Source organism: Ruegeria sp. YTSA108, assembly GCF_059610185.1.
In genome coordinates, this window is the sequence record NZ_JBXWND010000001.1 from 41,343 (window position 1) to 56,498 (window position 15,156).

Sequence of the window (15,156 nt, forward strand, 5' to 3'; positions counted from 1 at the left end):
CTCAGACCGTTTCGGGATCGGACGGGCGCAGAACCAACCAAAGCAATGCGCCCCCGGCCAGAGTCAACAATGGAACCATGGCAAGGTTTACCGCGGTCCAGCCTTCAACCGGTGAGCCGCCAGAGCAGTTCATTAACCCACCCGAAGCAAGTGAAGCCAGTGTGACGCCACCGAATACCAGCAGGTCGTTCAGACCCTGCATACGGCCACGCTCGTTGATGTCATGCGATGCCGCCAACATGGTGGTCGCGCCAATAAAGCCAAAATTCCAACCGACGCCCAGCAAGATCAGAGCGATGAAGAAGTTTTCGAGCTCAACCCCTTGCAAGGCGACAACGCCAGCACCGGCAAGGATTGCCAGACCAAGAGCTACGATCTTTTCGACGCCAAAACGGGCAATCAACTGGCCGGTGAAGAAACTGGGGATGTACATGGCGAGAACGTGAAAAGAGACCACATCTGCCGCGTCATTGGCTGTGTAGCCACAACCAACCACTGCCAGCGGAGTGGATGTCATGACCAGATTCATCAACGCATAAGAAACCATTGCGCAGATGATGGCCACGGCGATGCGCGGCGTCTTTAGCATCTCAAGCCGGGTGCGTCCGGTCGGGGCCCCCTCAGCGGCTTTTGCAGGCGTGGGGATGTCCAGAAAGAAAAACAAGACCGAACCCAGAATGTTGAGCACAATCACCGCCAGATAGGTGCCCAGGAATGGGATCACATAGGCGGTTGAGGTCAGCTTAACGATTTGGGGGCCAATGAGCGCGGCGGCCAGACCGCCGGCCATGACGTATGAGATTGCCTTAGGGCGAAAGGCGTCCGAGGCTGTGTCCGCGGCGGCAAAGCGATAGAATCCGTGCGCGCTCATATAGATTCCGGTCAGCAGACTGCCCGCCAGGAAGACCGGGAACGAGGCCAGATACAAACCGTAGGCCCCAACCAGCCCCCCGCAGGCACCTGCCGTTGCCCCAACCAGAAACCCTGCGCGCCGTCCCCAGCGTTGCATTATGGCCGAAATCGGTGTTGCCGCCAGCATTGACCCCAGCACGATCAACGAGATGGGCAGGGTTGCTAGACAGGCATTGGTGGCCAGCGACTGCCCGGCCAGACCGCCAACAATAAAGATCATCGGCATCTGCGATCCCAGAATGGCCTGAGCTGCGACCAGAACAGCGACATTACGCTTGGCCTGACTGTTATCCGGGATCGTGAGTGTCATTGTCATGCGCCAATGCGTAGCGATGAAAGCAGGGTCATACAAGACGGTTGCATCTGCGACAAAGCACCCTAACGTGCTGCTGACCAATTTGCCGGAGCGCGCATGTCCGTCGGACGTATCATTGAAACCCCCGATTGCGTGGCCGAGGGGGCCAAGTGGCTGGCCGAGACCTGTCCGCGCATGGCCTATGCGATGGACCAGACCGGGCCTTTGCCGCTGCGCCGTAAGCCTGACGGGTTTGCCCAGCTGCTAAGTGCGATTGTCAGCCAACAGGTCAGTGTGGCCTCGGCGAACGCAATCTGGAAACGACTGCAAGATGCAAAACTGACGGGCCCACGCAAAATCATGTGGGCCACCGATGAGGATTTGCGTGCGGTGGGCCTTAGCCGCCAAAAGATCGGATATGCCCGAGCGCTTGCGGAGGCTCGTATTGATTACAAGGCGTTACGCGACGCACCTGATGAGGATGTTGTGGCGATCCTGACCGAAATTTCAGGCATAGGCGTCTGGACTGCCGAGATTTACGCGATATTTTCTCTGGGCCGTGCCGATGTGATTGCACCGGGCGACCTTGCGCTGCAAGAGGCCGCGCGCATCCTCTATGATTTACCCAAGCGCCCTACGGATAAAGAACTGCGCCGGATGGCCGAAGCGTGGTCACCCTGGCGGTCGGTTGCAGCGCGGGTGTTGTGGGCCTATTACCGGGTCGCAAAAGAACGAGAAGGGATCAGATGACACGGGTTTTGAATGCGCTCCGAAAAGAGCCGGTTTCGGGCGATACGCGCTCGGTCGTGGTGTTCGTGCATGGCTATGGCGCCAACGGGGCCGACTTGCTGGGGCTGGCCGATGTGTTGGGCGAGCACTTGCCGGACACGCTGTTCGTTGCCCCTGACGCGCCCGAGCAGATCCCGGGTATGCCCAATGGCTTTCAGTGGTTCCCGATCCCGTGGATTGATGGCTCTTCCGAAGAAGAATCGCGCCGCGGGATGGAAATGGCGGCGGATGACTTCGACGCTTTCCTCGATGCGTTGATGGTGGACGAAGACGTTCTGCCCGAGCAGGTGGTTCTGTTCGGATTTTCGCAAGGCACGATGATGAGCCTGCATGTCGCCCCGCGCCGCGAGGACCCAGTGGCCGGGATAGTAGCCATTTCAGGACGCCTTCTGGAACCCGATCTGCTGCCGGATGAAACAGTCAGCCGCATGCCGGTCCTACTGGTACATGGCGACGCCGATGACGTCGTGCCGCCACAATCATTGCCCGAAGCCGCCGAGGCCCTGCAAGCGGCTGAGTTCAAAGAGGTCTATGCCCATGTCATGAAGGGCACCGGCCACGGTATTGCCCCGGATGGTCTTAGCGTCGCACTGGCATTCATGCGTGACAAGCTGAGCCTTTAAGCAATGATTGCGGTCCGCCCCATGATGCCCGAGGATGTCGCAGCAGCTTGCGATTTGCTCAACCAGATCATCGCCATTGGTGGTACGACTGCGAATGAAACCCCTTTCTCCGAGGCGCAGTTTGCGCAGAGTTATCTGGAGGGGCAGGATAAGATATGCTGCCACGTGGCGCTGGATGCGCAAGGTGAGGTTTCCGGGTTTCAATGGCTCGGGGTGAATGACGCACTTCCCGACGATTGCGCTGACATTGCAACCTTCACCCGCCGCGAACCGGTATTGAAGGGGGCAGGGCGTGCCTTGTTTGAAGAAACCGCCAAATTTGCCGTAGGGGTTGGGCTCGGTTCCATCAGCGCGACAATAAGGGCCGATAACCGGATGGGCCTGAACTATTACGAGAAGATGGGATTCCAAGATTACTCGGTTGATTTTGGTGTGCCCCTTCGTGACGGCACGCCGGTCGACAGGATTACCAAACGGATTGATCTGAGATTGGAGATACCATGCTGATCGTAACCGGAACTATCGAAATTACGCCGGAAGGTGCCGAGGCTGCCAGAAAAGCTGCGCAGGAAATGGTTGCCGAGACGGTGAAGGAAGCAGGCTGCACGGTCTATGAATTCAGCCAGATTCTGGGTCATGCCAATCGGTTTCGGGTTTACGAAGAATGGGAAAGTCAGGCCGCGCTCGAGGCGCATTTTGCCACACCGCACATGGCAACATTTCAGGCGGTGCTGGGCAAGGTCGGAGTGACTGAAAGTCTAATCTATCGGATCACGGGAGGTGACAAGAAACCGCTGCGGTGATCCTAGTCCCATAAGGAAGGCTCGGCGAATTCGATGGAATTCCCGGACGGGTCGCGAACGTATAAAGACAGTACTCCGTTCGGCCATTCAAATTCAGCGTCTACGGGCACGTTCCAGTCTATAAGATGTTTTCGCATCACCGCGATTTGCGCGCGCGCCATGCCAAAGCAGGCATGACCCGGACCTTGGGCGCCATGGGCGGGAACAGGCAGGCGCGGGTTGCCCGGAGGTTTTTCGGTCTCTGCCGCATTGAATAGCAGCAACACTGAACCACCCACCTTGTAGAACACATGCCGGTTGGCGACACGCTGGATTTGCTCAAGCGCCAGAACGTCCCCATAGAAATGCTCTGCAGCATCCAGGTCGTCGACATAAAGTGACGCTTCTAAAAGGCCGGTTGGCTGCGGAATGTCAGGTGATACCTTCATTCCGCTATCCTATCACAAATAGGCGTTTCGGTCACCGACGTGGGCGCCGGTCCCGTTTGCGCGAAGAAGATGGTGCGAGGGCAGGCATAGATAGGCTATCCCATTGCCCCGGCTCAAGCCCGTCCAATGTCCAGTCGCCTATCCGGGCGCGGATCAGTCGAAGGGTCGGGTGCCCAACGGCCGCCGTCATCCGGCGCACTTGCCTGTTTCGACCTTCTCGAAGGACCAGTTCGACCCAACAATCCGACACCGTCTGCCGCACTCTAATCGGCGGGTCGCGCGGCCATAATGCCTCGGGCTGATCCATCAATCGCGCCTTGGCAGGGCGGGTCAAGCCCTCCTTCAGCTCAACACCATCGCGCAGGGCTTTTAGGGCGGAGGCGTCTGGCTCCCCTTCGACCTGCACCCAATAGGTCTTAGCCATTTTATGCTTGGGATCGGCTATCTGCGCCTGCAGGCGACCATTGTCGGTCAACAGCATCAAACCTTCGCTATCGCGGTCCAATCGCCCGGCCGGATACACATCCGGCAGATCAATGAAATCCGACAGCGTCCTGCGCGGAGACTCCGCATTCGCGCGATCCGTGAACTGTGGCAATACATCGAATGGTTTATTGAAGCGGATGAACCAGGACATTACCCGCCATAGCCCGGCGATCGAATTGGTGCAACCTGTGGATAACTGTCATCGGCCTGTTACGGATTCGGAATACTCAATCCCCGAGATATTGTGGAAACTCAGGGCTTGTCAGAGCTTTAACACGATATATAGTAAAGCTAAGGCCGGGGCGGGGGTTCTCCGCTCTGATGTCAAAATAGGCAGAGCAGAGCGTGGAGCGATTCTGATATGGACGGAGACTTCAGGACCGAATTTGTCAGGGAACCCGGTGCGCTCAAGCATCATCCGGCATTGGTTTTGAACGCCGATTACCGCCCCTTGTCCTACTATCCACTATCGCTCTGGCCGTGGCAGGAGGCCATAAAAGCTGCCTGGCTGGACAGGGTGGATATCGTCGCCGAATATGACGAAGTTGTCCGAAGCCCGAGCACCGAAATACGAATACCCTCGGTCGTTGTGCTGAAAGATTATGTAAAACCCAGAAAGCGCGTGGCCTTCACGCGCTTTAATTTATTTCTGAGGGATGAATTCCGCTGCCAATACTGTGGCAGCCGTGGGGATCTGACCTTTGATCACGTGATCCCGCGCGCGGCGGGCGGGGTGACAAGCTGGCAGAACGTTGTTGCGGCCTGTAGCCCATGTAACTTGCGCAAAGGGTCTAAATCACTGCGGCAAGCAGGAATGACATTGCGCAAGCCTCCGCGGCAGCCAGATGCCGAGGCTTTGCGCAACGTTGGACGAAAATTCCCACCGAACCACCTGCATGACAGTTGGATCGACTTTCTCTATTGGGATGCGGAACTGGACGAGCTCTAACGGCCTTCACGCCACGCGGCGAACCAGAGCAGAACCAGAACGAAAGACAAAGCGGCATTCCATCCGGCCATGGAAACACCAAATAACTCCCATGGAATATCATCACAGCGTACCAGTGGTGCCGACATGATCTGATCCAGCAGTTCTTCTGCCGACAGACCGCCGATGCTGCTTGATGTGCAGCTTGACGGACCTTCCCACAAACCGCGTTCTACACCAGCGTGATAGACACCAATGACCGCAGTGGTCAGCGCCGCCATGACGCCTAAAAGAGGGAGGATCGCCAGCCGAGGTAGCGCAAGCGCCGCAGCACCGATCAGGATGGCGACAGCATGCGGATAGCGTTGCCAGATGCACATTTTGCAGGGTGGAAGCCCGCCGAGATACTGAAACGCAAAGGCTCCAAGCAGCAATGCTACAGATCCAAACGTGGCAACCAGGACCAGTAAATTTCGTCTTGTCATAGGAATCTCACCGCTAGGAACCCGCCGAACAGAAGGATGATGAACAGGGTAAACATAAGGCCCAGCCGCTTTTCTATAAAGCTGCGGATCGGCTCTCCGAAGCCCCAAAGCAAACCTGCGACAATGAAAAACCGTATCGCTCGGGCCAGAATCGAGGTGGCAATGAAGGTGCCCAGAGGCATCCCTGTCCAGCCGGACATGATGGTGATGACCTTATAGGGAAAAGGCGTAACCCCAGCGGCCAGAACAGCCCAGAAACCAAAGTCATTGAACCGTGTGTTGAACTCTTCCATGGCGTGGGCTTTGCCCATGTATTCAAGGATGGGCTGACCGAGGCTTTCATAAAAGAACGCGCCGATTGCATAGCCTAACATACCGCCCAAAACCGAAGCTACCAGTGCAACAGAAGCAATCAGCCAGGCCCGGGAGGGTCGGGCAAGGATCATGGGGATCATCAGAACGTCCGGCGGTATCGGAAAGAAAGAGCTTTCGATGAAGGAAACAATAGCCAGCGCCCACAAGGCATTCGGGTGTTCTGCCAGGCGAATGGTCCAGTCATAAAGAGGTCGCAGCATCAGGTGCAATTTCCCTGTACATGTGTTGGGTAAGCCAAATCATGCGCCCCGCAGGCCGTCAACCTTGCAGGCTGGAACATTCCTCAATCAGGGTGTTTTTTGCCTCTGGACCTTCTCGATTTTGAACGCTAATTCAGTGTCCGTGGCCCAAGTGGCGGAATGGTAGACGCAGGGGATTCAAAATCCCCCGGTAGTGATACCGTGCCGGTTCGAGTCCGGCCTTGGGTACCAAAGTAAAAACAGAGGGTTAGGGGAACCTGCCTTCTGTTTTTTCTTTTCGGCAGTTCTAATTGCTCGCATTCCCAACTCACACGTTCGCGTTCTGGTCAGAATTCCCGATGTCAAAAGCGCATAATTGGATTTGTTTGCGGTCACTGCGGGGCAGATGCGCAAGAAAAGCGTCAAAGGCGGGGAAAATTCAGGAGGGCTTGTCAAATCTGAGGATACGCCTGCTTTGGTGACCTGCTGGCCTTGACAAGCTAATGCTCAGAATGAAACCTCTTACGGGTTGGGAGATTCTGAAAAATCAAAGATATGCCTGCTGCATAGCGGGCGTTGTTGCATATCGCAGGGCCATTTATCCGGCGCTTTGATGTGTCTCCCACCAGAAAAATAATGGGAGTTCACTTATGAAAAACAGCAGCAAGCTTAGCCTCGGCGCGGTTGTCACGGCGGCTCTGATGGCGCCTGCGGCCTATGCCGAAGAGTTTATCACGATCGGCACAGGTGGCGTGACCGGGGTGTATTACCCAACTGGCGGTGCAATCTGTCGTCTGGTCAACAAAGGGCGTAAGGAACATGGTGTGCGCTGCTCGGTCGAATCGACCGGCGGTTCCGTGTACAACATCAACACCATTCGCGAAGGCGAGCTGGAGTTTGGTGTTGCGCAGTCCGACTGGCAGTACCATGCCTATAACGGCAGCTCGAAATTCGAAGAGGCGGGCCCGTTTGAAAACCTGCGCGCCGTCTTCTCGGTTCACCCCGAACCGTTTACCGTTGTGGCCCGTGCCGATTCCGGTGTGACCAATTTCGAAGACCTGAAAGGCAAGCGCGTAAATATCGGTAACCCCGGTTCCGGTCAGCGTGGCACCATGGAGGTTCTGCTGGGCGAAATGGGCTGGTCCACTGACGATTTCGAACTGGCGACCGAGTTGAAGGCGGCGGAACAGTCTGCGGCGCTTTGCGACAACCAGATTGACGCAATGGTCTATACCGTGGGTCACCCCTCGGGCTCGATTCAAGAAGCCACCACGGCTTGCGACTCGGTTCTGGTCAATGTCAGCGGCGAGGCCGTGGACAAGCTGGTCAACGACAACTCGTTCTACCGTACTGCTACCATTCCCGGCGGCATGTACCGCGGGTCGGATGGTGATACCGCGACATTCGGCGTTGGCGCGACCTTCGTGACTTCGGCGGACGTGTCGGATGATGCGGTTTATGCGGTTGTCAGCTCGGTTTTCGAGAACTTCGATGACTTCAAAAAGCTTCACCCGGCATTTGCCAACCTTAAGCCCGAAGAGATGATCGCGGACGGCTTGTCGGCTCCGCTGCATCCGGGTGCCGAGAAGTACTATAAAGAAAAAGGCTGGATTCAATAAGCCAGACCTGACGCGGGGTGCCCGTCGGGCGCCCCGCACAAAACCCGTATCAAGCGGGTGATGCAGAAGGCCGCAAATGGCCACGACGGGGAGACATTTTCATGAGTTCCGAGACACAATCGAACCGCCCGCTATCCGAAGAAGAACTACAGGATCTGGTCGCATCTTCAGATGCCGGAGGGCGTAATCCGGTTGGGAATGTAGGCGTTTTCCTTGCGATCGTGGCGGCGATCTGGTCGATCTTTCAGGTCGTACTTGCTTCGCCTCTGGCGAACTATGTGTTGCCCGGCAGCGTGGTTAACAATTCGCGTCAGTTTCACCTGGCCTTTGCGATGTTTCTGGCCTTTGCAGCCTATCCGGCGCTGAAATCCAGCCCACGGGATTATATCCCTGTGCATGATTGGATCATGGGCCTTCTGGGCGCTTTTGTGGCGCTGTACGGATATTTCTTCTACACCAAGATCGTTGATGCCGGAGGGCTGGCAGACGATACAGACAAATGGATCGCCCTGGGTGGGCTATTACTGTTGTTCGAGGCCGCGCGCCGCGCGCTTGGCCCGGCGATGGCGATTATTGCGACGATCTTTTTGGCCTATGTCTTCTTTGGATCATCCGAATGGGTGCCCGAAGTCATCCGCTGGAAGGGCGCCAGCCTGAAAAAGGCGATGAGCCATATGTGGATCACCTCCGAGGGCGTGTTCGGTATCGCCTTGGGTGTTTCGACCAAGTTTGTATTCCTGTTTGTTCTGTTTGGCGCCTTGTTGGATAAGGCCGGGGCAGGGAACTATTTCATCAAGATGGCCTTTGGCGCGCTGGGTCACCTGCGCGGCGGCCCCGCCAAGGCGGCGGTTGTGGGCTCAGCTGCGACCGGCCTGATCTCGGGCTCGTCCATCGCAAACGTTGTGACCACTGGTACCTTCACCATTCCATTGATGAAACGCGTTGGGTTCAGCAGCGAACAGGCAGGTTCGGTCGAGGTTGCCTCTTCGGTGAACGGGCAGATCATGCCACCCGTCATGGGCGCTGCAGCCTTCTTGATGGTAGAATATGTGGGAATTTCCTATGTCGAGGTGATCACCCACGCCTTCCTGCCAGCGGCGATCTCGTACATTGCTTTGGTCTATATCGTGCATCTCGAAGCCGTAAAGCGGAACATGCCCACGTTGGGCGACCGCGAAGTGAAACTGGCACGTACCGTGGTTGGTATGTTCTCGTTCTTCATTGTCTTTGCTGGGCTCTGCTATGGCTCTCAATTCCCTGTGGAAGCAGTGACAAATTGGATGCCGAACTCGGCCGGTCTGGTCCTCAGCCTGATCATCTGCGCAATTTACGTGGCGCTGCTGTACCTGGCCGCACAGGTGCCCGATCTGGAACCCGATGACCCGAATGCCAAAGAGGTGACGCTGCCGGTCATTAGCGAGATCTACAAGGCGGGCCTGCACTACCTTCTGCCGATCATCGTGCTGGTCTATTTCCTGATGATTGAACAGAAATCGCCCGGTCTTTCGGCCTTTTGGGCCACGTCCTTGCTGTTTGTGATCCTGCTGACGCAGAAACCGCTGAAGGCGATGTTCCGGGGGCAAAGCAACCTCTACAACGCGTTCATCGACGGTGTCGCGGATCTGTGGCAGGGCATGATCGACGGCGCGCGCAACATGATCGGTATCGCGCTGGCGACGGCCACGGCGGGTGTGATCGTTGGTACCGTGACCCTGACCGGTGTGGGCCAGGTGATGGCCGATCTGGTCGAGTTCCTGTCGGGTGGCAATCTGATCCTGATGCTGATCATGGTCGGTATCCTCAGCCTGATCCTGGGCATGGGCCTGCCGACCACTGCGAACTATATCGTCGTCAGTTCTTTGATGGCCGGTGTGGTCGTGGAGCTGGGCGCGCAGAGCGGGCTGATTGTGCCGCTGATCGCGGTGCATCTGTTCGTCTTCTACTTTGGCATCATGGCGGATGTGACACCGCCCGTGGGGCTGGCCAGTTTCGCGGCTGCGGCTGTATCGGGGGGCGATGCGATCAAGACCGGATTCATCGCCTTCTTCTATAGCCTGCGCACGGTCGCGTTGCCGTTTGTCTTCATCTTCAACACAGACCTTCTGTTGATTGATGTGACCTGGGTCGAAGGGATAATCGTTGCGATATTTGCGACGATAGCGATCCTTGTCTTTACGGCGGGCACGATGGGCTACTTCCTGACCCGCAGCCGGATCTATGAGAGCGTTGCCTTGGTCGCGGTTGCTTTCGCACTATTCCGTCCGGATTATTTTATGGACAGGATTTCACCGCCATATCAGACCGTTGAACCGGCTGCATTCACCGAAACGATCGGGGAAACACCGCCCGGAACCGAGGTGCGTCTGGTCATCAGCGGCCCGGATTTCGACACGCTTGAGATGGTGGATACCACGGTTGTCGTCTCTGTTGGCGACGAAGACGGCGGTCCTGCACGGGTTGATGCGATGGGTCTACTGCTGATCGAAGAGGACGGTCTGATCAAGCTGGAAGAGCCGCTGTTCGGCGCGCCTGTTGCCGATGATCTGAGCATCTTCGACTATTACGGGGATGAGGCCGTGCGCCTGACCTCGGTCAGCCTGCCGTCAAGCCAGCCACCCAAGCAACTGGTCTATATCCCGGCGATGATCCTGTTGGGTCTGATCGCCTTCCTGCAACGCGGCCGTGCCGCCAGACAAGGGGTGCCCGCATGACACGTTCTGTTCTGTGTGCTGTTGATATCAGCAATGGCAAAATTGATGGCCCGGTCCTTCAAAAGGCCGCTGCATTGGCCGATTTAGAGGGGGCGCAGCTGGATGTGGTCAGTGTTCTGCCCGATTTTGGAGAAAGCTGGGTGTCCGGCTTTTTCCAGGCGGATTTCCATGAAAAGGCTTTGGCTGAGGCGCAAAAACAACTGACCGAGCTGTGCGCATCAACATTGGGCAGTGAGCGCAATGAAAAGATCCGCCATGTCGTGGCCACGGGCACGGCCTATCAGGAGATCCTGAAAACCGCAGAAAGCGCCGGATCTGACCTGATCGTCATTGGGGCGCATAAGCCGGACTTCAAGGATTACCTGCTGGGTCCGAATGCTGCGCGCGTCGTGCGGCATTCGACAGTCTCGGTCTACGTGGTGCGATGATCTAATACCCGGTCATTTCAAGATAGCCACGGCCTGAATGGCTGCCTGAGACCGTAACGGGCCCCTCCCAATAGGCAAAGCGGGTTGCCATCCAGGCTTTGGGTGTCAGGGCGCTGACGACAATATCCACCCCGCGGGCGGGGAGTGTAACACGCCATTCAATCGGGATATCCCGGTCAGCGACATGAGCGGTCTGAAGCGGTTCAAATGAAACAGAGCCATCGGCAAGCGCGGTGGTTTCGCCATCCTTGCCGATCCACGTTGCAGAGGTGAAATCCTCAGCCTCTCCGCGCAGGCGAAAGGCCATCAGCTTGTCGCCGCCTTCAAAGCTGAGCGAGAACCAATCCCATCCGCTTTGATCCTCGGCCAAGGGCTGCGAGGACCATTCCCGATCCAGCCAACCCTGTCCGGATACCGCAACATCCCCATCCGGCAGATGCACTGTGCCTGTCAGGTCGAAAAACGGCTGTGAATAGTAATGACTTGCCTGCCCCTGCGTAGACTTGACCGAATACCCGGCATCCCCGTGAAAGACCAAAGGCCCCGTTGCGCGCATTGACAGATCGTATCCGAACTCAGAACCGTTGGCCCTAATCTTCAGCGCATTAAAGTCGGGTCCGCGCATGTACCATTCGTCGATCCAGGCTTCGAATGGGGTGGCGGTTACCCCGGCCTGACCGATACCGCCCCGCGACAGGCGTTCAGCAAAGTAATGGGCAACAGGGGTGGTCAAGGCGGCATGGCCCAACCACAACTGCGGACTTTGCCAGGATTGCTCTTCATAGGGTTTCAGCGCCGAGCGGAACAAAGTCCATTGTACTCCGTAATCGCGCCCGTCTTCTCCTTTCAGGTTCGCGGTCAGATACCACCATTCGATCTTGAAAGTGGGATGGGGACCGTGATCCTGCGGAAAGCTCAACTGATACCCAAGCTGGGGGACGTCGAACCCGTCGGCCTCACCTCCAAGACCGGCAAAGCCCTGCGCCCGAAGTTGGGCGGGCAATAGCAGGGCCAGAATTAGGAACCAGACTTTAGCGTTCATTGGCAAACACTCTTAACAACTCGGCAGGCGGGATGCGCAGCAACCGAATGGCTGGAACCGCAGCGGCGATAACAGCGGCCAGTAAGGTCAGAAGAAATAGATAGAACCAGTCGCTTGGGAATAGGTACATTGGTAACCGCCAGCCAAACGCCTCGACATTGATGACCGTCAGCAACGTCCAGGCCAGAACCAACCCAAGCGGCAAGGCCAGCGCGGCGGTCAGAGAGGCGAGAAGCACGCTCTGCGTCAGTTCAAACCGCGCCAGCTGCGCCCGCGTCAGGCCAAGCGCCCAGACCGGTGCGATCTGTGGAAGCCGTTGCGTCCAAAGCGTCAGCAGGCTGGTCAGAATTGCAAATCCAGCAACCCCGAGCGTCAGGATATTCAGCGCAGAGGTCACCACAAATGTGTCTTCGAAGATTTCCGTGGATCGGGCCTTCATGTCTGCTTGATGAACGACTGCCTGCGGAGGAAGGTCAAATTCCGCCCGAAGCCTTTCGGCAACATCGCTGGCCTGATCAGGGGGCATGCGAACGCCATATCGCCGTTCCTCGGTATTGGGTGCGATGTCTTCCAAAAGCTCCATCGACACGATGGCTTGTCCGGTTGGATTGCCATAATCAGAATAGACCCCTGCAATGACCAGCTTGTGACCCGGGCGGAGCGTGATTTGATCTCCGGGCCACAAATTGGATCTGCGCGCAAGCTGTTCGTTGATCAGAACGGCGGTTCCGGACATCACCTGATCCCATACTCCGGGCACTGAGGCGATCAGCGGCCAGTTTTCTTGATAAACCGGATTGTTCACCACCCCGTAAAGAAACAAGGGGCCGCTTCCGTGCGCCAGCTCGACGTTTCGGATCGGCAAAACGGCGTCGACCTGAGGCAGCAGCCATTTCTTGATGTCCTGCGCCTGTTGTTCGTCGGCTGCGGTTATATACAGTTCCGATGTCAGTCGTTGGTCAAGCCACCCAGTAAATGTCAGCCGGAAACTCGACACCATGGTTCCAACGCCGATATTTGCGGCCAATGCCAACATCAATGCTATCAGGGCCAAAGAGAGACCGGGCAGTTGCGCCTGCATGTCGGCGAATACCCATTGTCTGACTGGGCCGTTCTGTAGCTTCTGAAGTCCGGTTACTGCGATCAGCAAGAGAAACGGTAAAATCAACGCAGAACCCGTCAGGATTCCGGCAACCAGCACGAACCCTGCGACCAAACCGTCGGCCACAAAGATTGAAACGATCCCCAACCCAATCAGGAATACTCCGATCAGAGCCAATCTTTTGGTTGCAGTGTCATCCCCCCGCCAGGCCTGCGGACCCGGGCTGGATAACAGCGGCAGCCGAGCCAATCGGAACAAAGCCTGAGAGCTGGCCAATAGCGTTCCGAACAGGGCCATGGCCAAGCCCGCGAGAACCCAGTGCAGTTGAAGCGAAAGCTGACCTTCAACTGGTGCACCATACAACCCGCGTAGGGTCGATGCCACGTCGGGCAGCAAGGACCCGGCCAGCAGGAAACCCAGTACCAGACCGGCGCCCCCTCCAATCAGGGCCAGCAGCGAAAGCTCGGCCAGAATGATCCATACGATCTGACGCATCGGAACGCCCAGCGCACGTATTGTTCTGATAATTGCTCGGCGCTGTGCAAAGGCCAGCCCGACGGTGCCATGGACGATGAACAGCCCGACGGCAAAGGACAAAAGAGCAAAGGCAGACAGGTTGAGGTGGAAGCTCTCTGTCAGTTGCGCCGTGTCCAATCTGGTCGAGGCTGCAACGCGTGTCAGATCGGGGGCGATCTGCTCAAGCGATGGGATCGCTCGGGGCTGCTCTGGCAAGACGACCAGACGTGAAATCTGCCCCTTTTTGTCAAGCAGCTGTTCGGCAACGCCAATATCGGTAAAGACCAGATCCGGTGGCAGCGCGTCGCTGGACAGGATCGGGGGCAGGTTGCTGGCCTGCTGCAGAATCTGGGCCAGTTCCGGCGCGACCAGTATCCTGCCGGGCGCGGTCAGCATGTCTGCGGGATCAGGCGGCGTATCGCTTTGTTCCAGACGGCTGAGGGCGGGCAGGGGTGGAAAGGCGACCATGTCGACCCCCATGACCTGCAGATTGTGACCGCTATGGCGCCAACGCCCCTCAAGCACCGCGGCGATCTGCCAGCCAGCCCGACGCAAGCTGACATAATGGTCGATCGTCAAATTCCCCGAGGTGGCGAGCAATTCATCGTATTGACCAAATGAGAGTTGATCATTGGCCCGTTGATAGCTTGCCCGCGCCTCGGAATTTATGGCTTGAACTGCCGACCACAGCCCGGTCGCAAGCGCAATGCCGGTCAACAAGGTTAACAGCTGAAGCCAATGGGCACGCCAGTGCGACACCAACGCCTGTGTGATGGCCAAAGTCACGAGATATGACCGCCGGACAGGCGAACCTGTTGGTCCAGACGGGCTGCTATGTCCTGCGAATGTGTCACCAAAAGCAGGGCTGCGCTGGTTTCGGCGACCAGCGCAAGCATCAAATCCAATACATTGGTACTTGCGACCTCATCCAGATTTCCTGTTGGTTCATCCGCGAGCAAAAGACTGGGGCGCGGCGCAAGCGCGCGCCCGATGGCAACGCGTTGCTGCTGGCCGCCTGACAGGTTCTCGGGAAAGCGGTCCAGCAGGTCCCGCAATCCCAGTTTGTCAGCAAGATGATCGCACCAGTCCGGATCATGTTTACTGGCAAGCCTGGCATGGAAGGACAGGTTTTGGCCGACCGTCAACGACGGGATCAGATTGAACTGTTGGAATACCAGCGCCACACGCTCGCGCCGAAGGGCTGCGCGCCCGGTATCGTCTAGTGTGGACAGGTTGGTTCCGCCCAGTGAGATTTCGCCCGCATCGAATATGTCCAGCGCACCTGCGAGATTTAGAAGCGTGCTTTTGCCACTGCCACTTTCCCCGGTTAGGGCAAGCGTTTGGCCATGGTCTAACGACAGAGATACTCCGTTCAAAATCGGTCGACCGTTTGCATATGATTTTTGGACATCAGTTATTGTAAGCAGCATTCATA

At 57.2% G+C, this 15,156-nt stretch carries 16 protein-coding genes and 1 tRNA gene; 9 read left to right on the plus strand and 8 right to left on the minus strand.

Annotated features, from left to right (window positions below):
- Position 1: 1 nt before the first annotated feature.
- The gene (locus tag AC2FHW_RS00200) at positions 2 to 1,228 is read right to left on the minus strand and encodes an MFS transporter (RefSeq protein ID WP_271947239.1); all 1,227 of its coding nucleotides are present in this window, start codon (positions 1,226 to 1,228) and stop codon (positions 2 to 4) included.
- A gap of 96 nt (positions 1,229 to 1,324) precedes the next feature.
- On the opposite strand from AC2FHW_RS00200, the gene AC2FHW_RS00205 reads away from it, so the two are divergent.
- Genes AC2FHW_RS00205 through AC2FHW_RS00220 form a run of 4 tightly spaced genes read left to right on the plus strand, consistent with a single transcriptional unit; the run spans position 1,325 to position 3,422 of the window.
- The gene (locus tag AC2FHW_RS00205) at positions 1,325 to 1,957 is read left to right on the plus strand and encodes a DNA-3-methyladenine glycosylase family protein (RefSeq protein WP_271947237.1); all 633 of its coding nucleotides are present in this window, start codon (positions 1,325 to 1,327) and stop codon (positions 1,955 to 1,957) included.
- Positions 1,954 to 2,619, plus strand: a complete 666-nt coding sequence (locus tag AC2FHW_RS00210; protein WP_142633653.1) for an alpha/beta hydrolase — start codon at positions 1,954 to 1,956, stop codon at positions 2,617 to 2,619. The genes AC2FHW_RS00205 and AC2FHW_RS00210 overlap by 4 nt, the downstream gene beginning before the upstream one ends.
- A gap of 3 nt (positions 2,620 to 2,622) precedes the next feature.
- Positions 2,623 to 3,126 (plus strand): GNAT family N-acetyltransferase, encoded by a 504-nt coding sequence (locus tag AC2FHW_RS00215; RefSeq protein WP_142633655.1) that lies wholly within the window; start codon positions 2,623 to 2,625, stop codon positions 3,124 to 3,126.
- Positions 3,120 to 3,422 (plus strand): putative quinol monooxygenase, encoded by a 303-nt coding sequence (locus tag AC2FHW_RS00220; RefSeq protein ID WP_142633657.1) that lies wholly within the window; start codon positions 3,120 to 3,122, stop codon positions 3,420 to 3,422. The genes AC2FHW_RS00215 and AC2FHW_RS00220 overlap by 7 nt, the downstream gene beginning before the upstream one ends.
- 2 nt (positions 3,423 to 3,424) lie before the next feature.
- On the opposite strand, the gene AC2FHW_RS00225 is transcribed toward AC2FHW_RS00220, so the two are convergent.
- Together AC2FHW_RS00225 and AC2FHW_RS00230 are read right to left on the minus strand one after the other, a co-directional pair.
- Positions 3,425 to 3,850, minus strand: a complete 426-nt coding sequence (locus AC2FHW_RS00225; RefSeq protein WP_142633659.1) for a VOC family protein — start codon at positions 3,848 to 3,850, stop codon at positions 3,425 to 3,427.
- A gap of 31 nt (positions 3,851 to 3,881) precedes the next feature.
- A complete protein-coding gene (locus AC2FHW_RS00230) occupies positions 3,882 to 4,487 on the minus strand; it encodes a pseudouridine synthase (protein WP_142633661.1) in 606 nt (201 codons plus the stop codon).
- A 210-nt stretch (positions 4,488 to 4,697) separates the two neighbouring features.
- On the opposite strand from AC2FHW_RS00230, the gene AC2FHW_RS00235 reads away from it, so the two are divergent.
- A complete protein-coding gene (locus AC2FHW_RS00235; RefSeq protein WP_142633663.1) occupies positions 4,698 to 5,285 on the plus strand; it encodes an HNH endonuclease in 588 nt (195 codons plus the stop codon).
- Here AC2FHW_RS00235 and AC2FHW_RS00240 read toward each other — a convergent pair.
- Positions 5,282 to 5,749, minus strand: a complete 468-nt coding sequence (locus AC2FHW_RS00240; protein ID WP_271947233.1) for a disulfide bond formation protein B — start codon at positions 5,747 to 5,749, stop codon at positions 5,282 to 5,284. The two genes, AC2FHW_RS00235 and AC2FHW_RS00240, sit on opposite strands and share 4 nt — an antisense overlap.
- Positions 5,746 to 6,324, minus strand: coding sequence for a YqaA family protein (locus tag AC2FHW_RS00245; RefSeq protein WP_496728278.1), 579 nt, complete (start codon positions 6,322 to 6,324; stop codon positions 5,746 to 5,748). Before AC2FHW_RS00245 ends, AC2FHW_RS00240 begins: the two co-directional genes overlap by 4 nt.
- Positions 6,325 to 6,469: 145 nt before the next feature.
- Between AC2FHW_RS00245 and AC2FHW_RS00250 the strand changes: the two genes are divergently transcribed.
- From AC2FHW_RS00250 to AC2FHW_RS00265, 4 genes are all read left to right on the plus strand, one after another.
- A tRNA-Leu gene (locus AC2FHW_RS00250) sits at positions 6,470 to 6,555 on the plus strand.
- 398 nt (positions 6,556 to 6,953) lie between these two features.
- On the plus strand, positions 6,954 to 7,922 hold the full coding sequence (locus AC2FHW_RS00255) for a TAXI family TRAP transporter solute-binding subunit (protein ID WP_142633669.1): 969 nt from the start codon (positions 6,954 to 6,956) through the stop codon (positions 7,920 to 7,922).
- Between the two features lie 101 nt (positions 7,923 to 8,023).
- Entirely contained in the window at positions 8,024 to 10,633 is a 2,610-nt protein-coding gene (locus AC2FHW_RS00260) for a TRAP transporter permease (protein ID WP_496707788.1), read from the plus strand.
- Entirely contained in the window at positions 10,630 to 11,061 is a 432-nt protein-coding gene (locus AC2FHW_RS00265; RefSeq protein WP_271947228.1) for a universal stress protein, read from the plus strand. Before AC2FHW_RS00260 ends, AC2FHW_RS00265 begins: the two co-directional genes overlap by 4 nt.
- Position 11,062: 1 nt before the next feature.
- Here the strand turns inward: AC2FHW_RS00265 and AC2FHW_RS00270 are convergent, their stop codons facing one another.
- The 3 genes from AC2FHW_RS00270 to AC2FHW_RS00280 are packed head-to-tail and all read right to left on the minus strand — an operon-like array spanning position 11,063 to position 15,151.
- Positions 11,063 to 12,103, minus strand: coding sequence for a lipocalin-like domain-containing protein (locus AC2FHW_RS00270; protein ID WP_496675702.1), 1,041 nt, complete (start codon positions 12,101 to 12,103; stop codon positions 11,063 to 11,065).
- Positions 12,093 to 14,507: an ABC transporter permease gene (locus AC2FHW_RS00275; protein WP_496821293.1), complete on the minus strand. Its 2,415-nt coding sequence runs from the start codon at positions 14,505 to 14,507 to the stop codon at positions 12,093 to 12,095. Before AC2FHW_RS00275 ends, AC2FHW_RS00270 begins: the two co-directional genes overlap by 11 nt.
- Complete coding sequence (locus tag AC2FHW_RS00280; protein WP_496704569.1) at positions 14,504 to 15,151, minus strand: ABC transporter ATP-binding protein; 648 nt, start codon at positions 15,149 to 15,151, stop codon at positions 14,504 to 14,506. The genes AC2FHW_RS00275 and AC2FHW_RS00280 overlap by 4 nt, the downstream gene beginning before the upstream one ends.
- Positions 15,152 to 15,156: the final 5 nt, after the last annotated feature.